General features: G+C 58.5%; 21 protein-coding genes. 13 read left to right on the forward strand and 8 right to left on the reverse strand.

From position 1 onward, the window contains the following. Positions 1–60: 60 nt before the first annotated feature. Entirely contained in the window at positions 61–978 is a 918-nt protein-coding gene (rbn, locus tag UR504_RS14125) for a ribonuclease BN (protein WP_274240389.1), read from the reverse strand. Positions 979–1,049: 71 nt separating this feature from the next. Here rbn and UR504_RS14130 point away from each other — a divergent pair, with 71 nt between their 5' ends. The 10 genes from UR504_RS14130 to UR504_RS14175 all read left to right on the forward strand — a co-directional run bounded on the left by UR504_RS14130 (position 1,050) and on the right by UR504_RS14175 (position 10,918). Further along, on the forward strand, positions 1,050–1,511 hold the full coding sequence (locus tag UR504_RS14130) for a GNAT family N-acetyltransferase (RefSeq protein ID WP_115875889.1): 462 nt from the start codon (positions 1,050–1,052) through the stop codon (positions 1,509–1,511). 53 nt (positions 1,512–1,564) lie between these two features. Then, positions 1,565–1,870, forward strand: a complete 306-nt coding sequence (gene elaB / locus UR504_RS14135; RefSeq protein ID WP_008500219.1) for a stress response protein ElaB — start codon at positions 1,565–1,567, stop codon at positions 1,868–1,870. Between the two features lie 86 nt (positions 1,871–1,956). After that, a complete protein-coding gene (menF, locus tag UR504_RS14140) occupies positions 1,957–3,252 on the forward strand; it encodes an isochorismate synthase MenF (protein ID WP_320739819.1) in 1,296 nt (431 codons plus the stop codon). Positions 3,253–3,340: 88 nt separating this feature from the next. Next, a complete protein-coding gene (gene menD / locus UR504_RS14145; protein ID WP_223580040.1) occupies positions 3,341–5,011 on the forward strand; it encodes a 2-succinyl-5-enolpyruvyl-6-hydroxy-3-cyclohexene-1-carboxylic-acid synthase in 1,671 nt (556 codons plus the stop codon). After that, positions 5,008–5,784: a 2-succinyl-6-hydroxy-2,4-cyclohexadiene-1-carboxylate synthase gene (gene menH, locus UR504_RS14150; RefSeq protein ID WP_302235921.1), complete on the forward strand. Its 777-nt coding sequence runs from the start codon at positions 5,008–5,010 to the stop codon at positions 5,782–5,784. The genes menD and menH overlap by 4 nt, the downstream gene beginning before the upstream one ends. Then, complete coding sequence (gene menB / locus UR504_RS14155; protein ID WP_045402731.1) at positions 5,781–6,638, forward strand: 1,4-dihydroxy-2-naphthoyl-CoA synthase; 858 nt, start codon at positions 5,781–5,783, stop codon at positions 6,636–6,638. Before menH ends, menB begins: the two co-directional genes overlap by 4 nt. Next, entirely contained in the window at positions 6,638–7,603 is a 966-nt protein-coding gene (menC, locus tag UR504_RS14160; protein ID WP_302235919.1) for an o-succinylbenzoate synthase, read from the forward strand. The genes menB and menC overlap by 1 nt, the downstream gene beginning before the upstream one ends. Then, positions 7,600–8,961, forward strand: a complete 1,362-nt coding sequence (gene menE, locus UR504_RS14165) for an o-succinylbenzoate--CoA ligase (RefSeq protein WP_302235917.1) — start codon at positions 7,600–7,602, stop codon at positions 8,959–8,961. Before menC ends, menE begins: the two co-directional genes overlap by 4 nt. Positions 8,962–9,085: 124 nt before the next feature. After that, entirely contained in the window at positions 9,086–9,625 is a 540-nt protein-coding gene (locus UR504_RS14170; protein WP_257260627.1) for a YfaZ family protein, read from the forward strand. Between the two features lie 93 nt (positions 9,626–9,718). Further along, the gene (locus tag UR504_RS14175; RefSeq protein WP_115875882.1) at positions 9,719–10,918 is read left to right on the forward strand and encodes a nicotinamide mononucleotide deamidase-related protein YfaY; all 1,200 of its coding nucleotides are present in this window, start codon (positions 9,719–9,721) and stop codon (positions 10,916–10,918) included. 33 nt (positions 10,919–10,951) lie between these two features. Here the strand turns inward: UR504_RS14175 and glpC are convergent, their stop codons facing one another. Genes glpC through glpA form a run of 3 tightly spaced genes read right to left on the reverse strand, consistent with a single transcriptional unit; the run spans position 10,952 to position 14,974 of the window. Beyond that, positions 10,952–12,142 carry an anaerobic glycerol-3-phosphate dehydrogenase subunit GlpC gene (gene glpC / locus UR504_RS14180; protein WP_302235913.1) on the reverse strand — a complete coding sequence of 397 codons (1,191 nt, stop codon included), beginning with the start codon at positions 12,140–12,142 and terminating at the stop codon, positions 10,952–10,954. Beyond that, positions 12,139–13,356, reverse strand: coding sequence for a glycerol-3-phosphate dehydrogenase subunit GlpB (gene glpB / locus UR504_RS14185; RefSeq protein WP_302235912.1), 1,218 nt, complete (start codon positions 13,354–13,356; stop codon positions 12,139–12,141). Before glpB ends, glpC begins: the two co-directional genes overlap by 4 nt. Next, on the reverse strand, positions 13,346–14,974 hold the full coding sequence (gene glpA / locus UR504_RS14190; protein WP_302235910.1) for an anaerobic glycerol-3-phosphate dehydrogenase subunit A: 1,629 nt from the start codon (positions 14,972–14,974) through the stop codon (positions 13,346–13,348). The genes glpB and glpA overlap by 11 nt, the downstream gene beginning before the upstream one ends. 252 nt (positions 14,975–15,226) lie before the next feature. On the opposite strand from glpA, the gene glpT reads away from it, so the two are divergent. Continuing rightward, on the forward strand, positions 15,227–16,579 hold the full coding sequence (glpT, locus tag UR504_RS14195) for a glycerol-3-phosphate transporter (protein ID WP_045354273.1): 1,353 nt from the start codon (positions 15,227–15,229) through the stop codon (positions 16,577–16,579). An 11-nt stretch (positions 16,580–16,590) separates the two neighbouring features. Next, positions 16,591–17,643, forward strand: coding sequence for a glycerophosphodiester phosphodiesterase (gene glpQ / locus UR504_RS14200; RefSeq protein ID WP_302235908.1), 1,053 nt, complete (start codon positions 16,591–16,593; stop codon positions 17,641–17,643). Between the two features lie 24 nt (positions 17,644–17,667). Here the strand turns inward: glpQ and yfaE are convergent, their stop codons facing one another. The 4 genes from yfaE to ubiG all read right to left on the reverse strand — a co-directional run bounded on the left by yfaE (position 17,668) and on the right by ubiG (position 22,463). Then, a complete protein-coding gene (yfaE, locus tag UR504_RS14205; protein ID WP_008500234.1) occupies positions 17,668–17,922 on the reverse strand; it encodes a class I ribonucleotide reductase maintenance protein YfaE in 255 nt (84 codons plus the stop codon). Then, positions 17,922–19,052, reverse strand: coding sequence for a class Ia ribonucleoside-diphosphate reductase subunit beta (gene nrdB / locus UR504_RS14210; protein ID WP_047074992.1), 1,131 nt, complete (start codon positions 19,050–19,052; stop codon positions 17,922–17,924). Before nrdB ends, yfaE begins: the two co-directional genes overlap by 1 nt. 49 nt (positions 19,053–19,101) lie before the next feature. After that, positions 19,102–21,387, reverse strand: coding sequence for a class 1a ribonucleoside-diphosphate reductase subunit alpha (nrdA, locus tag UR504_RS14215; RefSeq protein ID WP_045908710.1), 2,286 nt, complete (start codon positions 21,385–21,387; stop codon positions 19,102–19,104). A 347-nt stretch (positions 21,388–21,734) separates the two neighbouring features. Then, entirely contained in the window at positions 21,735–22,463 is a 729-nt protein-coding gene (gene ubiG / locus UR504_RS14220) for a bifunctional 2-polyprenyl-6-hydroxyphenol methylase/3-demethylubiquinol 3-O-methyltransferase UbiG (RefSeq protein WP_133294841.1), read from the reverse strand. Positions 22,464–22,609: 146 nt separating this feature from the next. Here ubiG and gyrA point away from each other — a divergent pair, with 146 nt between their 5' ends. Beyond that, a complete protein-coding gene (gyrA, locus tag UR504_RS14225) occupies positions 22,610–25,246 on the forward strand; it encodes a DNA topoisomerase (ATP-hydrolyzing) subunit A (protein ID WP_111965289.1) in 2,637 nt (878 codons plus the stop codon). Positions 25,247–25,361 lie beyond the last annotated feature (115 nt).

The raw sequence follows: 25,361 nt of genomic DNA on the forward strand, positions 1-25,361 counted from the left end.
CCCTCGAGAGAAATGCTGACCTTTTAATCGTTATCGGCATCCTGAGGGAAAAATGAAGGACTAAACGCTGACCTGAGCGAAATCTTCGGCCAGCTCACATTCCGGGAACAGCGCGCGACACTCTGCCAGCAGCTTTTCACAGCCCCGCGCGTCGTAGCGCGAGCTGACGTGGGTGACGATGAGCCTCCCGACGCCCGCGTCACGGGCAAGCTGCGCCGCCTGACGCGTAGAGCTATGGCCCCGGCCGTTGGCTTTTTCTTCCATCGCTGTTTCAAGCGTTGCTTCATGCACCATCACATCCACGCCCTGGGCAAGCTGAAGCGCTGCCGGGCACGGGGCCGTGTCGCCAAATATTGCCAGCTTTTTGCCGGGCTGCGGTGCGGCAAGATAATCCTGGCCGTTGATGACGCGTCCGTCCTCCAGCGTGACGGTCTCACCGTGCTTCAGGCGCTGGAACAGCGGTCCGGGTTTGACGCCATCGGCCATCAGCGCGGCGGCGTCCAGCGCGCCGGGTTTGTCATGCGCTTCAATGCGGTATCCATAGCACTCGACAGGGTGATTGAGCGGCTGAGCGCTCACCTTATATTCGCCGTCATCGAAAACCAGGGCTTCGCTAATTTCAACGACCTCCAGCGGATAATCCGTCCATGACCCGCTAAGGCGCAGCGTGGTTTCAACAAATTCACGAATACCCGCAGGCCCGTAAATCGTCAGCGAGTTGGCGTTACCGGCCATCGAGCGGCTGCACAGCAGGCCGGGAAGGCCAAACAGATGGTCACCATGCAGATGGGTGATAAAAATTTTATCCAGCTTGCCGGGGTGATAAGCGGTGTGTAACAGCTGATGCTGCGTTCCTTCACCACAGTCAAATAGCCACAGCCCGCCGCGGGTGGGATGTTTAAGATCCAGAAGGATCGCCGTCACGTTCCGTGAGCGGGTTGGCACGCCAGCGGACGTACCCAGAAAAATCAGTTCCATAACGCAATCAGCCCTTTGCCGAACGGGGAGGGGTTTAGTATAACGTGATGAACCCCAGGAAGGAGACTGACATGATCCAGTGGCAAGATTTACACCATAGTGACCTCACCGTTCATTCACTTTACGCCGTGCTGAAACTGCGCTGTGAAGTGTTCGTGGTTGAACAGACCTGCCCGTATCAGGACATCGACGGCGACGATCTCGTCGGCGAGAACCGCCATATCCTCGGCTGGCGGAATAACGAGCTGGTGGCGTATGCGAGGATTCTGAAAAGCGAAGACGATTTTGAGCCTGTCGTCATTGGCCGCGTCATCATCAGCGGTAAGGCGCGCGGCGAAAAGCTGGGCTATCAGCTGATGGAAAAAACGCTGGAGGCGTGCCGGAAACAGTGGCCTGACAAGGCGTTATACCTGGGCGCGCAGGCACACCTGCAGTCCTTCTACGGCCACTTTGGTTTCGTGCCGGTCACCGATGTGTACGATGAAGATGGCATTCCCCACGTCGGCATGGCGCGAGAAGCGAAGCAGGCGTAATAGCGAGTCGTTGGCTATAGTTAGCGGACTGGTGTACTAACATGGAGAAAAATATGTCATTTCAATCCTGGGATACCCGTATCGACGACGACCTGGCTTTATTGAGCGAAACGCTGGAAGAGGTGTTACGTTCCTCGGGCGACCCTGCCGATCAGAAATATATTGAGCTAAAAGCCCGCGCCGAGCAGGCGCTGCATGAAGTGAAAAACCGCGTCAGCCATGCGTCTGATACCTACTACTACCGGGCCAAAAAAGCAGTGTATCGTGCCGATGATTACGTGCATGAAAAACCGTGGCAGGGTATTGGCGTGGGGGCTGCCGTAGGGCTGGTGCTGGGGCTGCTGCTGGCCCGTCGCTAAACCGCTTAACCACTCCCTATACGTGGGTACTGCTATTTATCGTCAGTACCCCGTATAATACGAGGTTTTAACAGGGAGAGGTTCGCGTGAATTCGATTTTCCTCGCGCTGGAGCAATTGCGTACCCAGCTTTCGCAAGCGTTACCCGCAACACCCGGCTTACGTCATTTCGACGTCTCTTTCCCGTTAAACTACGCCTTCGACCCTCTCGCCTGGCTTGGAGCTCAGCAGTGCTATCCGCAGTTTTACTGGCAACAGCGTAACGGCGATGAAGAGCTGGCTGCGCTGGGGGCGGTTACCCAATTTTCCTCTCTGGCGTTAGCCACGCAGTTTTTGCGCGAGCAAAATGCGGCACAAGATACCCGTATCTGCGGCCTGAACGCTTTTAATCCGGAGCAGGGGAGCCTCTTTTTACCGAGGCTGCTCTGGCGACGTACCGCCGGCAACGCCACGCTGCGCCTGCAGCTGTGGAGCAATTATTCTCTTCAGGAAGATGCCCGCGCCGCGCTGGATTTTTTACAGCAGCTCCGTCCTGCAAGGCCTATCCGCCCGCTGTCCGTTCAGGTAGAGCACGAAACCCATCTGCCGCAGCAGGCCGAATGGCTGACGCTTATCCGCAGGGCGACAGAGACCATTGCGTGCGGTGAATTTGAAAAAGTGGTTCTCGCCCGGGCAACCGATATTCGTTTTACACAGCGCGTAAACCCCGTCGCGCTGATGGCAGCCAGCCGGGCCCTCAATTTACATTGCTACCATTTCTGCATGATTTTCGACGCCAGCAACGCGTTTCTCGGCTCGACCCCCGAGCGTCTGTGGCGGCGGCGCGGCACGCTGCTGCGTACGGAAGCGCTGGCGGGCACCGTCGCCAGCCATAGCGATGATAGCCAGGCGCAGCGTCTCGGCGAGTGGCTGCTGAACGATGATAAAAACCAGCGTGAAAATATGCTGGTTGTGGAGGATATCTGTCAGCGTCTTCAGCACTCCACGCAGACGCTCGAGGTACTGCCCCCCCAGGTGGTACGCCTGCGTAAAGTGCAGCATTTGCGCCGCTGTATCTGGACCGAGCTTAAACAGGCTGATGACGAGCAGTGTCTGCTCATGTTGCAGCCGACCGCGGCCGTTGCCGGATTACCCCGACAGCCTGCGCGCGAGTTTATTCAGAAGGTTGAACCCTTTAACCGCGAATGGTACGCCGGTTCGGCCGGGTATTTATCCCCCGAGCAGAGTGAGTTCTGCGTGGCGCTGCGCTCCGCGCGCGTTCAGGAGGACTCCCTGCGGCTCTACGCCGGCGCCGGTATCGTCAGCGGGTCTGACCCGGAGCAGGAGTGGCAGGAGATTGAAAACAAAGCCGCCGGATTGCGCTCTCTGCTCCTAAGGGATTAATACAGATTCGCGCAATCCCGATTCATATCAAAATTCCAATTTTTTCTATTATTTATACTGTGTCGCATTCTTGATACCGGACAATCTCATGTCAGTAAGTTCTTTTAACCGACGCTGGGCGGCGGTGATCCTTGAAGCCCTGACGCGCCATGGCGTCAGGCACGTGTGTATTGCACCGGGTTCTCGCTCAACGCCGCTGACGCTGGCGGCCGCCGAAAACCGGGCGTTAATTCACCACACCCACTTTGATGAGCGCGGCCTCGGCCATCTTGCGCTGGGTCTGGCGAAGGTCAGCAAAGAACCCGTGGCGGTGATTGTCACTTCCGGTACCGCCGTGGCGAACCTCTATCCGGCACTGATTGAAGCCGGGTTAACCGGTGAAAAATTGATTTTACTGACGGCCGATCGTCCCCCTGAGCTTATCGACTGCGGCGCCAATCAGGCCATTCGCCAGCCGGGACTCTTTTCTTCGCATCCTTCGCAGACGATTTCGCTGCCCCGTCCCACCCAGGATATTCCGGCAAGCTGGCTGGTCTCCACCGTCGATCACGCCATGGAGACGTTGCGTAGCGGATCGTTGCATATCAACTGCCCGTTTGCCGAGCCGCTGTACGGTGAGCTGGACGACACGGGTCTTGACTGGCAGCAGACCCTCGGCGACTGGTGGGAGAGTGAAAAACCGTGGCTGCGCGAGCAGACGCACCTTGAGAGCGCGAAACAGCGCGACTGGTTCTTCTGGCGGCAGAAGCGCGGCGTGGTTATCGCCGGGCGCATGAGCGCCTCTGAAGGCAAGCTGGTTGCCGAATGGGCGCAAACCCTGGGCTGGCCGCTGATAGGCGACGTGCTTTCCCAGACCGGTCAGCCGCTGCCGTGCGCCGATCTCTGGTTGGGTAATGCCAAAGCGGTCACCGAACTGGCGCAGGCGCAGATTGTGGTCCAGCTTGGATCGAGCTTGACCGGCAAACGGTTACTGCAGTGGCAGGCGACCTGCACACCGGACGAGTACTGGCTGGTGGACGCGCTGGAAGGGCGGCTTGACCCGGCGCACCACCGCGGTCGTCGTCTCGTCAGCTCTATCGACGCCTGGCTGGCGCTCCATCCCGCTGAAAAACGCAAGCCCTGGGCGGTGGCCATTCCGGACCTTTCGCGCCAGGCGTGGGAACTAACCAAAGCGCACTGTGAAGCGTTTAGCGAAGCCGGGCTGGCGCACCGTATTCGCCAGTACCTGCCCGAGCAGGGGCAGCTGTTTGTCGGCAACAGCCTGGTCGTGCGGCTGATTGATGCTTTTTCGAAGCTGCCCGCGGGCTACCCGGTATACAGCAACCGTGGCGCCAGCGGCATCGACGGGCTGATCTCCACGGCGGCGGGCGTGCAGCGCGCCAGCGCGAAATCGACGCTGGCGATCGTGGGCGATCTCTCCGCGCTCTACGATCTCAACGCGCTGGCGCTGCTGCGTCAGGCGTCAGCCCCGTTTGTGCTGATTGTGGTCAACAACAACGGTGGGCAGATTTTCTCCCTGCTGCCTACGCCCCAGAGCGAGCGCGAGCGTTTCTATCTGATGCCGCAGAACGTGCAGTTCGAACACGCCGCGGCGATGTTTAGCCTGAAATACCATCGCCCGGAAAGCTGGGAACAGCTGGACGCGGCGTTAAACAGCGCATGGAAACAGCCGGGCGCGACGCTGATTGAGCTTGTGGTGAACGATGCTGACGGTGCGCAGGCCCTGCAAAGCCTGCTGGCGCAGGTGAGCCAGCTGTGATCCTTTCGGGCGTGCTGCAGGCCGGAAAACCAGGCTATCCCTGGCTGGTCTTTTTGCACGGTTTTTCGGGTGACTGTCGCGAGTGGCAGAGGGTCGGTGCAGGACTTAGCGATTATCCCAGGCTATATCTGGATCTGCCGGGGCACGGTGGATCCCGGAATCTGGGTGTGAAGGGGTTTGACGAGATGAGCGCGTTGCTCACCCGAACCCTGCTTAGTTACAACATACTTAAATTCTGGCTTGTCGGGTACTCCCTCGGCGGCCGCATTGCAATGTTCCATGCCTGCCAGCAGCCGAAGGGGCTGCAGGGCGTGGTGGTGGAGGGAGGGCATCCGGGCCTGCAGGATGACGATGCGCGAAATGCGCGGCTGGCATCCGACCGCCGCTGGGCAACGCGTTTTCGTACCGAACCGCTGGAGAAAGCGTTCGCTGACTGGTACCAACAGCCCGTTTTCGCCTCCCTTACGGACGCCCAGCGCGATGCGCTGATTACCCTGCGCAGCCAGAACAGCGGCGCGACGCTGGCGATGATGCTCGAGGCGACGTCGCTGGCCGTGCAGCCCGATTTGCGTGTCGCGCTTAGCGCACGCGATTTCACTTTTGATTATCTCTTTGGCGAACGTGATGAGAAGTTTGCGGCCCTGGCCGCCGAGCTGAACGCTGTTCTCCATGCAATTCCCAACGCCGGACACAACGCCCACCGGGAAAATCCCGATGCGGTTACCGCGAGTCTGGCTCAGATACTGCGTCTTCGCATAAAGGACACTCTATGATCTACCCTGATGAAAACATGCTCTATGCACCGGTTGAATGGCAAGACTGCTCCGAAGGCTACACCGACATTCGTTACCACAAATCCACCGACGGCATTGCTAAAATCACCATTAACCGTCCGCAGGTACGTAATGCCTTCCGTCCGCTGACCGTGAAAGAGATGATTCAGGCCCTGGCGGATGCGCGCTACGACGATAACATCGGCGTGATTGTCCTGACCGGCGAAGGCGATAAAGCGTTCTGCTCCGGCGGCGATCAGAAAGTGCGCGGTGACTACGGCGGATACCAGGACGACGCGGGTACGCACCACCTGAACGTCCTCGATTTCCAGCGTCAGATCCGCACCTGTCCAAAACCGGTGGTGGCGATGGTGGCGGGCTACTCCATCGGCGGCGGCCACGTGCTGCACATGATGTGTGACCTGACTATTGCCGCCGAGAACGCCATCTTCGGCCAGACGGGCCCGAAAGTGGGATCCTTCGACGGCGGCTGGGGTGCCTCCTACATGGCGCGCATCGTCGGGCAGAAAAAGGCCCGCGAAATCTGGTTCCTGTGCCGCCAGTACAACGCGCAGGAAGCGCTGGATATGGGCCTGGTGAACACCGTGGTGCCGCTTGCCGATCTCGAAAAAGAGACCGTGCGCTGGTGCCGTGAAATGCTGCAAAACAGCCCGATGGCGCTGCGCTGCCTGAAAGCGGCACTTAACGCCGACTGTGACGGTCAGGCGGGTCTGCAGGAGCTGGCGGGCAACGCCACCATGCTGTTCTACATGACCGAAGAGGGTCAGGAAGGGCGCAACGCGTTTAACGAAAAACGCCAGCCGGACTTCAGCAAATACAAACGGAACCCGTAATGCGTCGCGCGCAGGTTTACCGCTGGCAGATACCGATGGACGCGGGCGTGGTGCTGCGTGAACGGCGGTTAAAAACCCGTGACGGCTTCTTCGTGCATCTGCAGCAGGACGAGCGGGAAGGCTGGGGCGAGATTTCACCGCTGCCGGGCTTTAGCCTCGAGTCGCTGGAAGACGCGCAGTCAGTATTGCTGACCTGGACAGATGCGTGGCGTGAGGGCGCGGATCCGGCATTGCCGGATGTGCCTTCCGCAGCTTTTGGTATCAGCTGCGCGCTCGCGGAGCTGGACGGCAGCCTGCCGGAAGCGGGGAATTACCGCGCGGCACCGCTCTGTACGGGCGATCCGGACGAACTCTTCGCGCTGCTCTCCGCTATGCCGGGCGAGAAGGTCGCGAAAATCAAAGTTGGGCTCTATGAGGCGGTTCGCGACGGCATGGTCGCCAACCTGCTGCTGGAGGCGATCCCCGACCTTCATCTGCGTCTGGACGCCAACCGCGCCTGGACGCCGCTTAAGGCGCAGCAGTTTGCGAAGTACGTCAATCCGGCGTACCGCAGCCGCATTGCCTTCCTCGAAGAACCGTGCAAGACGCGGGAGGATTCGCGTGCGTTTGCCCGCGAAACGGGGATTGCCATCGCCTGGGATGAAAGCCTGCGCGAGGCCGATTTTGAATTTGTCGTCGAACCCGGCGTCAGCGCGGTGGTGATTAAACCAACGCTGACCGGCAGCCTGGCGAAAGTGCGCGAGCAGGTCGCGGCGGCGCACGCCTTAGGGCTGACAGCGGTCATCAGCTCGTCGATTGAGTCCAGCCTTGGGCTAACCCAGCTGGCGCGCATTGCCTCCTGGTTAACGCCTGACACGGTCCCTGGTCTCGACACGCTGAACCTGATGCAGGCTCAGCTTCTCCGCCCGTGGCCGGACAGCGCGCTGCCGTGCCTCGACGTTACGGCGCTGGAGCCGCTGCAATGAGTTTTACCGACTGGCCGTGGCGGCACTGGTGTGCGCAGTTTGCCGATAAACCGGCCCTGAGTCTGAACGACGAGGTGCTCAGCTGGCAACAGCTGTGCGCGCGCATTGACCGCCTTGCGGCGGGCTTTCACCGTCAGGGCGTGGAGGAGGGCGACGGCGTGCTGCTGCTGGCCCATAATCATCCGCACACCCTGCTGGCGTGGCTGGCGCTGCTCCAGTGCGGGGCGCGTATTCTTCCCGTGAATCCGCAACTGCCGCGCCCGCTGCTGGACGTGCTGCTCCCGCAGATGACGCTGCGCTTTGCGCTGGTGCTGGATGGCAGCTACGACGGTCTTCCTGCCCTAAGCATGCGCGAGACCGCCGATGCGTATTGCACTGCGTGGCAACCGGCGCGGCTGGCGTCCATGACGCTGACCTCCGGCTCCACCGGGCTGCCGAAAGCGGCGGTCCATACCTGCGAGGCCCATCTTGCCAGCGCGCGCGGCGTTTTGTCGCTGATGCCCTACGGTGAAGACGACGACTGGCTGCTTTCGCTGCCGCTGTTTCACGTTTCCGGCCAGGGGATTTTATGGCGCTGGCTGCAGGCCGGCGCGCGGTTAACCGTGCGCGAGAAACAGCCGCTGGCGGAGGCGTTGCAAGGCTGTACCCACGCCTCGCTGGTGCCAACCCAACTCTGGCGTCTGCTTAATGCACACCAGCATGTTGCACTGAAAGCGGTGCTGCTGGGCGGGGCGGCCATCCCTGTTGAATTGACCGAACAGGCGCGAGAACAGGATATACGCACCTTCTGCGGCTACGGCCTGACCGAGTTTGCCTCTACCGTCTGCGCGAAAGAGGCGGACGGCGAGCCGGACGTGGGCTATGCGCTGCCGGGCAGAGAGGTTCAGGTGGTTAACGGGGAAGTCTGGATCAGGGCGCAAAGCATGGCCTCAGGCTACTGGCGGGATGGCGAACTGATTCCGCTGACCAATGCGCAGGGATGGTTCGCCACACGCGATAGCGGCGAATGGCATAACGGCCGTCTGACGATCCTGGGCCGCATGGACAACCTCTTTTTTAGCGGCGGAGAAGGGATCCAGCCGGAATCGCTGGAACGCGTTATCGCCACGCACCCGCAAGTTAACCAGGTATTTATTGTTCCGCTGGACGACGCCGAGTTTGGGCAGCGTCCGGTGGCGGTGGTGGAGTGTGAGCCGGGAACGGATATCACCTGTTTACCTGACTGGGTGCGGGATAAGGTGGCGCGTTTTGAGCAACCCGTCCGCTGGCTGCTGTTGCCGACCGAACTCAAAAATGGCGGCATTAAAGTCTCGCGCCGCGCGTTGCAGGAGTGGGTGAACGCATCGCTGAAGGGATAATAGCCGTTTCAAATAGTTACAATCTACCGTTCTGCCGCACGCAGAGTGCTTGATCCCCGGGATACTCCGGTTAAAATCTCGCGGTTTTGGGACTTCTTTATAATAATTGTGCGGGATCACGACAATGAAAAAAGTGGCATTACTGGGCCTCGGCCTGATGGTTGTATCTGCGGCGGCTAACGCCATCAGCATTAACGGCTCGGCGGGTCAGGATTATACCCACCTGGGCTTTGGCATGGGGACCGAGACTTCCGGTCTGGCGATGACCGGCGGCTGGACGCATAACGATGACGACGGCGACGCGGCCAGCCTCGGCCTGGGTCTCAACGTTCCTCTTGGCCCGTTCCTGGCGACCGTCGGCGGTAAAGGTATCTATACCAACCCAAATGACGGTGACGAAGGGTACGCGGCGGCAGTGGGCGGCGGCCTGCAGTGGAAAATTGGCGACAGCTTCGGCCTGTTTGGTGAGTACTACTATTCGCCGGATTCCCTCTCAAGCGGTATCGAAAGCTATGAAGAGGCCAACGCTGGCGCGCGCTGGACCATCATGCGTCCGATTACCATCGAAGCGGGCTATCGTTATCTGAACCTGGCCGGTAAAGACGGCAACCGCGACAACGCGCTGGCCGACGGCCCGTACGTGGGCGTCAGCGCAGGCTTTTAATCACTCCGGCGCGGCATTCTGTCGCGCCAGTTTCTCTCTTATCCACCCCGCGTTTGCGTTATAGTGTTTTGACCAAATAAGCGGGAGAACATAATGATTAACGTGGAGATGTTATCCACCGGCGACGAAGTGCTGCATGGACAAATTATTGATACCAATGCAGCCTGGCTTGCCGATCTTTTCTTTGAGCAAGGATTACCGTTAACGCGCCGCAATACGGTGGGCGACAATCTTGAGTCACTGGTCTCTATTCTGCGTGAACGCAGTGAGCACTGTGACGTGCTGATTGTGAACGGTGGGCTCGGCCCTACCAGTGACGATCTCAGCGCGCTGGCCGCCGCGACCGCAAAAGGCGAAGGGCTTGTGCTGCACGAGGCGTGGCTTTCGCAGATGGAGCGCTTTTTCTCCGAACGTGGCCGCGTCATGGCCCCCAGCAATCGCAAACAGGCTGAAATTCCCGCCAGCGCCGAGCTGGTTGATAACCCGGTGGGTACCGCGTGCGGATTTGCCATGCAGCTGAACCGCTGCCTGATGTTCTTCACGCCGGGCGTGCCCTCAGAATTTAAAGTGATGGTCGAGCAGCAGATCCTGCCGCGCCTTCGCGATCGTTTTACCCTGCCGGAACCGCCGCTGTGTCTGCGTCTGACCACCTTTGGCCGCTCGGAAAGCGATCTGGCCCAAAGCCTCGATCACCTTCTGCTGCCGCCGGGCGTGTCTATGGGCTATCGCTCCTCCATGCCGATCATTGAACTTAAGCTGACAGGTCCGGCCGAGCAGAAAGAGGCGATGCTGGCGTTGTGGCCCGAGGTGCAGCGCGTGGCTGGCGAAAGCCTGATCTTTGAAGGTACGGAAGGGTTGCCCGCGCTGATTGCGAAGCAGCTGCAGGCGCGTCAGCTCAGCGTGACCTTAAGCGAGCAGTTCACCGGTGGCCTGCTGGCACTTCAGCTGTCGCGCGTCAACGCGCCGCTGCTGGCCAGCGAAGTGGTGCCGTTCCAGCAGGAGACTCTGGCGCAGACCGCCCGCTGGGCGTCCGAGAGAAGGGTGAAGCATTTTGCCGGTCTGGCGCTGTTCGTCGGCGGGCTGGATGAAGAACACCTCAACTTCGCGCTGGCGACGCCCGAGGGCACCCACGCCCTGCGGGTGAAAATGAGCATTACCCGCCACAGCCTGGCGGTGCGTCAGGAGGTATGCGCCATGATGGCGCTGAACATGCTGCGCCGCTGGCTGAATGGCAAAGAGGTGGCCAGCGAGCACGGCTGGATTAACGTGGTTGAGTCGCTGTTCGTGGAGTAACGCCTGTGCCGGGGCCTTTCGCCCCGGCCATGTTCAGCCGAGCGCCTTTGCCAGCAGCGTAATCGGATGTTCGCAGCGCTTGCTGGTGGACATCTCAATCTGCCATTTGCAGGTTTCGCAGTCCGTCACCACAATATCCGCGCCGCTCTCCTCAATCTGACAAAACAGCGGGGCGCCAATCGCCTGCGACGTTTCGTAGTTTTCACGCTTAAAGCCGTAGGTTCCCGCAATCCCGCAGCAGCGCGAGTCCAGCACCGTCAGCTCCAGCCCCGGGATTAACCGCAGCAGCTCCAGCGTATAGAGCGACCAGCCCATCTTCTCCATATGACAAGGTGTGTGATACACCACTTTCAGGGGTAATTTCCCTAGCGGCAACGTCTGTCCGCTGTCCAGCTTGCGCCACAGGAAGCGCGTCGCCAGCTCGATGTGCTCGCGTAGTCCGGTGTTGTCTACGTCCAGCAGATGCGGGTACTCATCGCGCAGGGTAAAGGTACAGGTGGAAGAGGTCGCCAGCACCGGAATACCTTTATCGACAATCGCTTCGCGCAGGGAGGTGACATTGCTCTGAGCCTGCCTGCGCGCTTTATCGGTAAACCCGTTGGCGATCAGCGGTACGCCGCAGCACTTCTCTTTATTCAGTAGCTGAACGCCCGTTCCCATGGCGTTCAGCACCTTCAGCAGATCTTTACCCAGCTGCGGGTGGTTGTAGTTCACGTAGCAGCCGTGGAAAAAGGCCACCTGCTCGGCGTACTGAGCCTGTTTCGCCGCGACGGATTTATACCAGCGGCGGAAGGTTCCGTGAGAATATTTCGGCAGGCTGCGGTGATGGTCTATCTTCAGCGTGGCATCCAGCAGCTGGCGCACCGGTTTGAGAGAGGTCGCGGCATTCACCAGCGGGGCAAACGGCGTAGAGACGCTGCCCATCAGATCGGTGTGGCTCAGAATCGCGTCCCGTAGCGACGGCTTTTGCGCGCTGTAGCGCGCCCGGGCGCGCTGGATAATATCGCCGATTTTCACATCCGACGGGCAGGCGACTTCGCAGCGTTTGCAGTTGATGCAGTATTTCAGCGCTTCATCATACAGCTTGCCGTCCTTCAGGCGCAGACGCTCGCCGTCCGGTCCGGCCTGCTTTGGTCCGGGATAGCGTGGGTTCACGCCGCTGACCGGGCAGACGGTGGTACACACCGTGCATTTGATGCAGCTTTCAAAACGGGTATCGTTCATTGTTCAGCCTCCGTGCGCTGGCTAATCTGCTCTGCCACATACAGCGCCGTGACGGCGCAGACGCCGCCACCGCACCCCTGAGCAATAGGATCGTACCCGCCCAGCAGCGAGCCGATGGCAAAGAGATTACTGACAGGTCTACCGGCAAGCTGCGGGTGTAACCGGTTATCGACAATCACGCCGAACTGCTGCCAGGGCTGCGGCGAGAAGAAATCACTTTGATACCAGTCCGCGCGGGAGGCATGCTGGCGAACATCCAGTCCCATAATAGCTTCCCGGATACCCTCCCGGCTGCTCAGCAGCCCGTTGCTGAAGAAGCTGCCGCTTGCCAGCACCGTATAGCGCGCACGAAGCGGAATATCGTCGTGGTTGCGCGTCCAGATTTCGCTCACCGCGCCGCCGGTCAGAGTGATTTTTTTCACCTCATCACCCGCCATCCACACGCCGCCCTGCGCGACAAACTGGCGCTGGAGCTGGGTATGCAGACGAATGCCGGGTACGGACGGAGGCAGCGTTGGCAGCAGGCCGAGCGAGCAGGGCAGACGATCCGAGAGCCAGCGCCAGAGCCGGTTGTCGCGTAAGCCAAAGCAGGCGGGCATCAGCAGGGCGTCACAGCTGTCGCTGAGGGGCCTGAGCGCGTCATACAGCAGCGGCCATTTGTCCTCGTTATCCAGAAATCGGGCGATATTCACCGCGCGAAACTCGCTCGGGTTATCGCGCAGGACATCAAGCTCAGGTAGCTCTATCTCTGCCGTTTCCGCGTTAACGCCAAGGCGGCAGAGCGACGCCGCCGCGAGATGGGGCTGAAAATCCAGAAAACCACTAATACCCACGATCCGAACGCGCGCGGCATTGAAGGGGGCAACGGGCACCTCCTCCGGGCTGAGCCAGGCAGAGCGTAAGGTACCGAGCGGCGTGACGCGCTGGTGATTGAGCCGGGCGCTCCCCTTCAGACGCGCGCCGCAGTCCGCCAGCAGCGCTTCGGTTTCCAGCGCAAAGCGGTCAACGTTGTGCGCGCCAATCAGGTGATAGGGGTGCTCCGGCGGCAGCTTATCGCGGTACGTTTCGTCCACCAGATCCAGCGAGCCCGACGAGAAGTGCAGGGCGCTCTGGCCCCGTGTGATAATGGCGCAGCGAAGCCCCTGCTTCGTGAGCCTGATGCCGCAGAGCAGGCCTGCCAGCCCGCCGCCGACGATTACGGTATCAAAGTTCATCGCGTTGCTCCTTCTCAAGACCGCAAAGCCCCTGGTAGACCCAGCGGGTAAATTCGCTTTCGCGCAGGGCATCGCCCCAGGCGACAGGCTGAATGCCTTTCCAGCGCTCGTTTAAAAACGCGCTGAGCTGATCGAGCGACTGGGTCGCGGTGGTGGTGTGAAAACGCTGCAGCAGACCGGCGGCACGACAGGCGCACAGCTCGCCCTGACAGGTGCCCATTCCGACGCGGGTGCGGCGGCGAAGATCGAGCAGGCTGTTGACCGTCAGATTTTCCACCGCGTACTGCACCTCACCGGCGGTGACGGCTTCGCACTCGCACACCAGGCTGCGGCTCAGTCGTCCTTCACCGAGCCACTGCGGCGTTCTGTCGCCGTGGCGGTAAATAGCGGACCCGCGCAGCGGCGCGGGCAGGGAGATGATTTTTTGCAGCGTTTTTTCGTTGGACTGACGCGAGCCGGGCAGGGGTTGTTCTGCCGTCACGCACCGTTCGGTATTGCCCAGCTTGCGGCAGACGGCATCGGTCGCCCACTCGGCCATCAGGCGGTAGGTCATCAGCTTGCCGCCGGTGATGGTGATAAACCCGTCCAGCCCGTCACGCCCGGCGTGATCGAGCAGCACGATGCCCCGGCTGACGTTACGCCCGCTCGGATCGTTATCGCTGGCGACCAGCGGACGCACGCCTGCGTAGGCGCGCAGAATACGCGTCTGCGCCATCACCGGGGCCAGTTTTTCCCCTTCGCGCAGCAGGATGTCGACCTCTTTAGCAGTCACGCGGTTGTAGTCAATCTCGCTATAGTCCACGTGGGTTGAGGTCGTACCGATTAATGAGATGGTGTCGCCCGGCACCAGAATATCGGCATCTGACGGTTTGCGGCAGCGGTTAATTACGTGGTTATTGATGCGGTGGTCGAGGATCAGCAGCGAGCCTTTCGCCGGGAACATGCGCACCGACAGGTCCGCGTATTCCGCGATGCGCTGCCCCCATATCCCCGCCGCGTTAACCACCACGGCGGCATACAGCTCGCTGTGTTCGTTATATTGCGTATCAACGATCCGTACGCCGCAGATGCGGTTTCCCTCGCGGATAAGCCCGGTCACTTCGTGTCCGGTCAGGATGTGAGCGCCATGTTCGCGGGCGTCCAGCATGTTGGCGGCAGTCAGGCGGAAGGGGTCAACGGTGCCGTCAGGCACTTTGACCGCGCCGATAAGCGCCGGGTTAACCGACGGTTCCAGCCGCCGCGCCAGAGCCGGATCCATGGCCTCAGCCTGAATGCCCGCTGCACAGCAGGCGGTAATAAAGGTGTCCTGAAAGGTGAGGTCATCTTCGGGAAGAGTGATAAACAGGCCGTCAGTCGGCTCAATGCAGTGGCGGGCGATACGCTTGAGGATCTGGTTTTCAGCAATACATTCGCGCGCGGATTCAGCGTCGGTGACCGCATACCGGGCGCCGCTGTGCAGCAGGCCGTGGTTACGTCCGGTTGCGCCCGTGGCGATATCATGGCGTTCCAGAAGCGTGACGCTTAAGCCGCGAAGGGCGCAATCGCGCGCGATCCCGGCGCCGGTCGCGCCACCACCAATGATTATCACATCACTATAACGAGGATCGTGACTGGTCATTGTTTACCCTCTATGTTCGTTTTTTTATCATTTAGCCATATTAATTTTGTGGTTTGTTTGATTTCGAACATAAACGCGCGGAATTCGAAAGTGAAACGTGATTTCATGCGCCTTTTTGCGCATTCTGTCATATTTCTGTAACAATCTGTGCGTTGATTCACAGTAACAATCACCGTGATTTCTTAACATCCCCGCCTCTGGAATTCAGGTGCGAGCCACCTGCTCATTCATTTCAAGGCCACGGAGGCTGTTATGCTCAGTATCTTCAAACCTGCGCCGCACAGGGCGCGTCTGCCAGAGGCAGAAATAGATCCGCTCTATCGCCGTCTGCGTTGGCAAATTTTCCTGGGGATCTTCTTCGGGTACGCGGCGTACTACCTTGTACGTAAAAACTTCGCACTCGCCATGCCGTATCTGGTGGAGCAGGGCTTTTCCCGTGGCGATCTGGGGTTCGCGCTGTCGGGGATCTCCATCGCCTACGGTTTTTCCAAATTCATCATGGGTTCCGTGTCGGATCGCTCGAATCCGCGCGTGTTCCTGCCCGCCGGTCTGATCCTGGCGGCCGCGGTCATGCTGTTCATGGGCTTTGTGCCGTGGGCAACCTCCAGCATTGCCATCATGTTCGTGCTGCTGTTCCTCTGCGGCTGGTTCCAGGGGATGGGGTGGCCGCCGTGCGGGCGTACCATGGTGCACTGGTGGTCCCAGAAAGAGCGCGGCGGCATCGTGTCGGTGTGGAACTGCGCCCATAACGTGGGCGGCGGTATTCCGCCTCTGCTGTTCCTGCTGGGGATGGCCTGGTTCAACGACTGGCATGCGGCGCTTTATATGCCTGCCTTTGGCGCCATTCTGGTGGCGATTATTGCCTTCGCCCTGATGCGCGACACGCCGCAGTCCTGCGGCCTGCCGCCGATTGAAGAGTACAAAAACGACTATCCGGATGATTACAGCAAGGAGCACGAAGAAGAGCTGACCGCGAAACAGATCTTCATGAAGTACGTGCTGCCGAACAAGCTGCTGTGGTACATCGCGGTCGCGAACGTGTTCGTTTACCTGCTGCGCTACGGCATCCTCGACTGGTCGCCAACCTACCTGAAAGAGGTGAAGCACTTCGCGCTGGATAAATCCTCCTGGGCCTATTTCCTGTATGAATATGCTGGGATCCCGGGCACGCTGCTTTGCGGCTGGATGTCGGACAAGGTGTTTAAAGGTAACCGCGGCGCGACGGGCGTGTTCTTTATGACCCTGGTGACCATTGCTACCGTGGTGTACTGGCTCAACCCGCCGGGCAACCCATCAGTAGATATGGCCTGCATGATCGTCATCGGCTTCCTGATTTACGGTCCGGTGATGCTGATCGGTCTGCATGCCCTGGAGTTGGCGCCGAAAAAAGCGGCGGGCACGGCGGCGGGCTTTACCGGCCTGTTCGGCTACCTCGGCGGTTCGGTCGCGGCGAGCGCCATCGTGGGCTACACCGTTGACTTCTTCGGCTGGGACGGCGGCTTTATGGTGATGATCGGCGGCAGCGTGCTGGCGGTACTGCTGCTGATTGTTGTGATGATCGGTGAGAAACGTCACCACGCGGAAGTGCTGGCGCGTCGTCAATAAGGAGCTTTGCGATGAAATTAACCCAACTTGCAACCGGTCTGCTGCTGGCGGGCCTGATGACAGGCTCCGCGCTGGCGGCGGATAAAATTGTTATTGCCCACCGCGGCGCCAGCGGCTATCTGCCGGAGCATACGCTCCCGGCGAAGGCGATGGCCTATGCGCAGGGTGCGGATTACCTGGAGCAGGATCTGGTGATGACGAAGGACGACCAGCTGGTCGTCCTGCATGATCACTATCTTGACCGCGTGACGGACGTGGCGGAGCGCTTCCCGGACCGCGCCCGTAAAGATGGCCGCTTCTATGCCATCGACTTCACGCTGGCGGAGATCCGTTCCCTGAAGTTTACCGAGGGCTTTGAGATTGAAAACGGCAAGAAGGTGCAGGTCTATCCGGGACGTTTCCCGATGGGCAAATCTGACTTCCGGATCCATACCTTCCAGGAAGAGATTGAGTTTGTTCAGGGGCTGAACCACTCAACCGGTAAAAATATCGGCATCTACCCGGAAATCAAAGCGCCGTGGTTCCACCATCAGGAAGGAAAAGATATTGCCGCGAAGACGCTCGAGGTGCTGAAGCAGTACGGCTACACCGGCAAGAAGGACAAAGTTTACCTGCAGTGTTTTGATGCCGCCGAGCTGAAGCGCATCAAAACCGAGCTGGAGCCGAAGATGGGGATGGATCTCAATCTGGTGCAGCTGATTGCCTATACCGACTGGAATGAAACCCAGGAGAAGCAGCCGGACGGAACGTGGGTGAATTACAATTACGACTGGATGTTTAAGCCGGGCGCGATGAAGCAGATTGCGCAGTACGCCGACGGCATCGGGCCGGATTACCACATGCTGGTGGCGGAAGGTTCAACGCCTGGTCACGTGAAGCTGACTGCGATGGTGAAAGAGGCGCACGCCAGCAGGATGCAGGTGCACCCGTATACCGTGCGTGCAGACCAGCTGCCGCCATATGCCACGGACGTGAATCAGCTTTATGAAGTGTTGTATAAGCAGGCGGGCGTGGACGGACTGTTTACGGATTTCCCGGATAAAGCGGTGACGTTCTTAAAATAGAAAAAAGGGCCGTAAGGCCCTTTTTTACATCTCGATCTCTATATCGCCTTTTGCCCGGCAGCAGCAGGGCAAAATTTCCCCTTCGTTGATAAAGGCCAGCGGCTCGGTCAGCCAGTCCACCTGGCCGGCGACCAGACGGCAGCGGCAGGAGCCGCAGTAGCCGGAACGACACTGGTACTCTACTTCTACCTGATGCGCCTCAAGCGCCACCAGCAGAGAAGGGTGCTCCTCCCGACACAGTACCTCAGTGCCGGAAAGACTTAACGTGACGCGTGACATCAGAGCTGGAAGTTGCTCAGGTCGTCGGTGTTGACTTCAGAATCAATCTGACCGACCAGATAAGAGCTGACTTCCACTTCCTGCGGCGCAACCTGCACGTTATCGGACACCAGCCAGGTGTTGATCCACGGAATCGGGTTAGAGCGCGTCTGGAACGGAAGGTCGAGACCAACAGCCTGCATGCGGATGTTGGTGATGTACTCAACGTACTGGCACAGGATGTCTTTGTTCAGGCCAATCATGGAGCCGTCGCGGAACAGGTAGTCTGCCCACTCTTTCTCCTGCTGAGCGGCCAGCACGAACAGGTCGTAGCACTCCTGCTTGCACTCTTCAGCGATTTCCGCCATCTCCGGATCGTCCGTACCGCTGCGCAGCAGGTTCAGCATGTGCTGGGTGCCGGTCAGGTGCAGGGCTTCATCACGGGCAATCAGACGGATGATTTTGGCGTTGCCTTCCATCAGCTTGCGCTCGGCAAAGGCGAAGGAGCAGGCGAAGCTGACATAGAAGCGGATCGCTTCCAGAGCGTTGACGCTCATCAGGCACAGGTACAGCTGCTTTTTCAGCGCGCGCAGGTTCACGGTGATGGTTTTACCGTTCACGTGGTGGGTGCCTTCGCCCAGCAGGTGCCAGTAGCTGGTCATCTCGATCAGCTCGTCGTAGTAGTGAGCAATGCCTTCCGCGCGCTTCTGGATCTGCTCGTTGGTGACGATATCGTCAAACACAACCGCCGGATCGTTCACGATGTTGCGGATAATGTGCGTGTAAGAGCGGGAGTGAATGGTCTCGGAGAATGCCCAGGTTTCCACCCAGGTCTCCAGCTCAGGAATCGAGATCAGCGGCAGCAGCGCCACGTTAGGGCTACGTCCCTGAATGGAGTCCAGCAGCGTCTGGTACTTCAGGTTGCTGATGAAGATATGTTTTTCGTGATCCGGCAGCGACTGGTAGTCAATACGGTCGCGGGATACGTCCACTTCTTCCGGACGCCAGAAGAAGGAGAGTTGCTTTTCAATCAGCTTTTCGAAGATGTCATATTTTTGCTGATCGTAGCGTGCCACGTTGACCGGCTGGCCGAAGAACATCGGCTCTTTGAGCTGGTCGTTTTTCGTCTGTGAAAAGGTGGTATATGCCATGAGTGTGTCCTGTCTTACGAAATAAAGGCGGGGATATCCCCGCCCTTCATTAGATCTTACATGCGCCGCTTTCGCAGCCATCGTCCTGAATTGACGGTACCAGGTCGTCCTGCGCGTCTTCCGCACCATCACGGGTGTTGTGATAGTACAGGGTTTTCACGCCAAATTTGTAGGCGGTGAGCAGGTCTTTCAGCAGCTGCTGCATCGGGACCTTGCCTGACGGGAAGCGCGTCGGGTCATAGTTTGTATTGGCAGAGATCGACTGGTCGATAAACTTCTGCATGATACCCACCAGCTGCAGGTAGCCGTCGTTGTTTGGCATTTCCCACAGCAGCTCGTAGTTGTCACCCAGCGTCTCGTAATCCGGTACCACCTGACGCAGCACGCCGTCTTTCGACGCTTTAATGCTGACGTGGCCGCGCGGCGGCTCAATACCGTTGGTGGCATTGGAGATCTGCGAAGAGGTCTCAGACGGCATCAGGGCAGAGAGCGTGGAGTTACGCAGGCCGTGAGTCTTGATGGACTCGCGCAGGCCTTCCCAGTCGAGGTGCAGCGGCTCGCTGACAATCGCATCCAGGTCTTTCTTGTAGGTGTCGATTGGCAGAATGCCTTTCGCGTAGGTGGTTTCGTTGAACCACGGGCACGCGCCTTGCTCTTTCGCCAGCTCGTTGGACGCTTTCATCAGGTAGTACTGAATCGCTTCGAACGTCTGGTGCGTCAGGTTGTTGGCGCTGCCGTCAGAGTAACGCTTGCCGTTTTTCGCCAGCCAGTAGGCGAAGTTGATCACGCCGATACCCAGGGTACGGCGGCCCATCGCACCGCGTTTAGCGGCCGGGATTGGGTAATCCTGGTAGTCCAGAAGGGCGTCGAGCGCACGAACCGCCAGCACGGCCAGCTCTTCCAGCTCGTCCAGGCTCTTAATCGCGCCCAGGTTGAACGCGGACAGCGTACACAGCGCGATTTCGCCGTTTTCGTCGTTCACGTCTTCCAGCGGTTTGGTCGGCAGGGCGATCTCCAGGCACAGGTTAGACTGGCGCACTGGCGCAACCACCGGATCGAACGGGCTGTGGGTGTTGCAGTGGTCAACGTTCTGGATGTAGATACGGCCGGTAGAGGCACGTTCCTGCATCATCAGGGAGAACAGGTCTACCGCCTTCACGCGCTGCTTACGGATGCTGTCGTCTTTTTCGTATTTAGTGTACAGACGCTCGAACTCGTCCTGATCGGCAAAGAACGCGTCATACAGGCCCGGGACGTCGGACGGGCTGAACAGGGTGATGTCTTCGCCTTTCAGCAGACGGGTGTACATCAGCTTGTTGATCTGCACGCCGTAGTCCATGTGACGCACGCGGTTGCCTTCCACGCCACGGTTGTTTTTCAGAACCAGCAGGCTTTCCACTTCCAGGTGCCACATCGGGTAGAACAGGGTCGCAGCACCGCCGCGCACGCCGCCCTGAGAGCAGGATTTTACTGCCGTCTGGAAGTGTTTATAGAACGGGATACAGCCGGTGTGGAACGCTTCACCGCCGCGAATCGGGCTGCCCAGCGCACGGATGCGACCGGCGTTGATGCCGATACCGGCACGCTGGGAGACGTATTTCACGATGGCGCTGGAGGTGGCGTTGATGGAATCCAGGCTGTCACCACACTCGATCAGTACGCAGGAGCTGAACTGACGGGTTGGGGTACGCACGCCAGACATGATCGGCGTCGGCAGAGAAATCTTGAACGTGGAGACCGCATCGTAGAAACGCTTCACGTAATCCAGACGGGTATCACGCGGGTAGTTAGAGAACAGGCAGGCAGCCACCAGAATGTAGAGGAACTGGGCGCTTTCGTAGATCTCACCGGTTACACGGTTCTGAACCAGGTATTTGCCTTCGAGCTGCTTCACCGCCGCGTAGGAGAAGTTCATGTCGCGCCAGTGATCGATAAACCCGTTCATCTGCTCGAACTCTTCTTCCGTATAGTCTTCCAGCAGATGCGTGTCGTATTTGCCCAGCTCAACCATTTTCACCACGTGATCGTAAAGCTTCGGCGGCTCAAACTGACCGTAGGCCTTTTTACGAAGGTGGAAAATCGCCAGACGTGCAGCGAGGTACTGATAATCCGGTGCTTCGCGGGAGATGAGGTCTGCCGCTGCTTTAATGATCGTTTCGTGGATATCAGACGTTTTGATGCCGTCGTAGAACTGAATGTGGGAGCGCAGTTCAACCTGGGAGATAGATACGTTGTTCAGTCCTTCTGCTGCCCAGTCGAGAACTCGATGGATTTTGTCCAGATTGATACGCTCGGTAGTACCGTCGCGCTTTGTCACCAGCAGACTCTGATTCATGTGGGTTTTACCTGTCCGTGAAATAAAAAATATCCCCCGTTTATCCACAGATCCGTCTTGTGACTAACTCTGTGGATAAATACTACATGTAGGGGGTTTGCGATAAGAAAAACGCTATATGGTGAGTATTCTAGTATCGAATCTTTTCAGCACAAGGGTTGATTTTGGCGTTAAATTGAGGTTGTGAAAGGGTAAAAAAGGCTAAGTCCTCGTACCGTAAGGCCTGGAAGACATGTCAATAATTAAGAAAAAAAATTCAAAATTTGATCGAGTGCTGATTTCTTCAACGGGAGGTCAGAATTGCGCAACATGATGTCGCGCAATCTTTATAAGAATAACGAATGACGTTAGTCGTTTTTGGCGGTTGTGTGCAACATATAGTTAACATCAACGCCCGGTGCGAGTTTGAATTTATTGGTTAGCGGATTGTAGTGCAGGCCGGTGATGTGCTGCTCTTTGAGCCACGTCTGGTCAACCCAGCTTAACAGCTCTGCAGGCTTGATGAATTTCTTCACGTCGTGCGTCCCTTTCGGCACCATGCGCAGTACATACTCCGCGCCAACGACGGCCATCAGCCACGCTTTACCGTTACGGTTGATGGTTGAGAAGAAGACCTGACCGCCCGGCTTCACCAGTTTTGCACAGGCATGTACCACCGACTGCGGATCGGGTACGTGCTCCAGCATCTCCATGCAGGTCACCACATCGTACTGATGGGCGTGTTTTGCCGCGTGTTCTTCCACGGTTTCCTGCACGTAGTCTACCTGTATGCCAGACTCCAGCGCATGAAGACGGGCAACCTGCAGCGGTTCAAAGCCCATATCCAGGCCCGTGACGTTCGCCCCTTCGCGCGCCATGCTTTCCGCCAGGATGCCGCCGCCGCAGCCGACGTCGAGCACTTTCTTACCGAACAGGCCGCCGGAACGCTCCGCGATATAGCCCAGACGCAGCGGATTAATGCGATGCAGCGGTTTGAACTCACCTTCGAGATCCCACCAGCGGGACGCCACCGCTTCAAATTTGGCAATCTCTTCGTGGTCAACGTTGTGAGCCATCGGGGATTTTTCGGCATTCATGGGCGCTTTTACTCCTTATTTAGCAAGACAAAGGAGTATATCAGGCAATCCCCGTGAATAAAGCGTATAGGTTTACCTCAATCACCTCGGCTGTGTTATAATTTGCGACCTTTGAATCCGGGATACAGTAGAGGGATAGCGGTTAGATGAGCGACCTTGCGAGAGAAATTACACCGGTTAACATCGAGGAAGAGCTGAAGAGCTCCTATCTGGACTATGCGATGTCGGTCATTGTTGGCCGCGCGCTGCCGGACGTCCGCGATGGCCTGAAGCCGGTACACCGTCGCGTACTATACGCCATGAACGTATTGGGCAATGACTGGAATAAAGCCTATAAAAAATCTGCCCGCGTCGTCGGTGACGTCATCGGTAAATATCACCCGCATGGTGATACCGCCGTTTATGACACCATCGTTCGTATGGCGCAGCCATTCTCCTTGCGCTACATGCTGGTAGATGGTCAGGGTAACTTTGGTTCAGTCGACGGCGACTCCGCTGCGGCGATGCGTTATACGGAAATCCGTATGTCGAAAATCGCTCATGAGCTGATGGCCGACCTGGAAAAAGAGACCGTTGATTTCGTCGATAACTACGACGGCACCGAGCGCATCCCAGATGTGATGCCAACCAAGATCCCGAACCTGTTGGTTAACGGTTCTTCCGGTATCGCGGTCGGTATGGCAACCAACATTCCGCCGCACAACATCACGGAAGTGATCAACGGCTGTCTGGCCTATATCGACGATGAAGACATCAGCATTGAAGGGCTGATGACACACATTCCGGGCCCGGACTTCCCGACGGCGGCGATCATCAACGGTCGTCGCGGTATTGAAGAAGCGTACCGTACCGGCCGCGGCAAGATTTACATCCGTGCCCGCGCCGAAGTGGAAGCGGATGCTAAAACCGGCCGTGAAACCATTATTGTTCACGAGATCCCGTATCAGGTGAACAAAGCGCGTCTGATTGAAAAAATCGCCGAGCTGGTAAAAGAAAAACGTGTTGAAGGCATCAGCGCGCTGCGTGACGAGTCTGACAAAGACGGTATGCGCATCGTGATTGAGATCAAACGCGACGCGGTGGGTGAGGTCGTCCTGAACAACCTGTACTCCCAGACTCAGCTTCAGGTCTCCTTCGGTATCAACATGGTTGCGCTGCACCATGGTCAGCCGAAGATCATGAACCTGAAAGAGATCCTGAGCGCGTTCGTCCGTCACCGCCGTGAAGTGGTGACCCGTCGTACCATCTTCGAACTGCGCAAAGCGCGCGATCGTGCGCACATCCTTGAAGCGCTGGCGGTTGCGCTGGCCAACATCGACCCGATCATCGAACTGATCCGTCGTGCGCCAACCCCGGCAGAAGCGAAAACTGCGCTGATTTCCCGTCCGTGGGATCTGGGCAACGTCGCCGCGATGCTGGAACGTGCGGGCGATGACGCAGCGCGTCCTGAGTGGCTGGAACCTGAATTCGGCGTACGTGACGGTCAGTACTACCTGACTGAACAGCAGGCCCAGGCGATTCTGGATCTGCGTCTGCAGAAACTGACCGGCCTTGAGCATGAAAAACTGCTCGACGAATACAAAGAGCTGCTGGAACAGATTGCTGAGCTGCTGCACATTCTGGGCAGCGCAGAGCGCCTGATGGAAGTGATCCGCGAAGAGCTGGAGCTGGTCCGCGATCAGTTCGGCGACGAGCGCCGCACCGAAATCACCGCCAACAGCGCGGACATCAACATCGAAGACCTGATCAACCAGGAAGACGTTGTTGTGACCCTGTCTCACCAGGGCTACGTGAAGTATCAGCCGTTAACGGACTACGAAGCACAGCGTCGTGGCGGTAAAGGTAAATCTGCAGCACGTATTAAAGAAGAAGACTTTATTGACCGCCTGCTGGTGGCGAACACCCACGACACGATCCTCTGCTTCTCCAGCCGCGGTCGTCTGTACTGGATGAAAGTCTATCAGCTGCCGGAAGCAAGCCGTGGCGCGCGTGGTCGTCCAATCGTTAACCTGCTGCCGCTGGAAGCGAACGAACGTATCACCGCTATTCTGCCGGTACGCGAGTACGAAGAGGGCGTGAACGTCTTTATGGCGACCGCCAGCGGTACCGTGAAGAAAACCGCGCTGACCGAATTCAGCCGTCCGCGTTCTGCCGGTATTATCGCCGTGAACCTGAACGAAGGCGACGAGCTGATTGGCGTGGATCTGACCTCGGGATCTGATGAAGTCATGCTGTTCTCTGCGGCCGGTAAAGTGGTGCGCTTCAAAGAAGACGCCGTCCGTGCAATGGGCCGTACCGCGACGGGAGTTCGTGGTATCAAGCTGGCTGGCGAAGACAGCGTTGTTTCTCTGATTATTCCGCGCGGTGAAGGGGCTATCCTGACCGTGACGCAGAATGGTTACGGTAAACGTACGGCGGAAGGGGAATACCCAACCAAGTCTCGCGGTACGCAGGGCGTTATCTCCATCAAGGTGACCGAGCGCAACGGTTCCGTTGTCGGCGCGGTGCAGGTGGATGATGCGGACCAGATCATGATGATCACCGATGCCGGTACGCTGGTGCGTACCCGCGTGTCTGAGATCAGCGTGGTGGGTCGTAACACCCAGGGCGTGATCCTCATCCGTACAGCGGAAGATGAAAACGTGGTGGGTCTGCAGCGCGTTGCCGAGCCGGTGGATGACGAAGAGCTCGACTCCATCGACGGCAGCGTTGCGGAAGGCGATGATGATATCGCGCCGGAAGCCGACACCGACGATGACGTAGCGGATGACGCTGACGAGTAATGTCTCCTGATGCAAAAAAGGGCCGGATTCCGGCCCTTTTCTTTTGCATTAGCAGATAAGTCAACGTTGCGACCTGGCGCGTTTACCGCTACCTTAACCACATTCTTTTGACCCC

Source organism: Enterobacter sp. 241F3, assembly GCF_034106785.1.
GTDB classification, from domain to species: Bacteria; Pseudomonadota; Gammaproteobacteria; order Enterobacterales; family Enterobacteriaceae; genus Enterobacter; species Enterobacter vonholyi.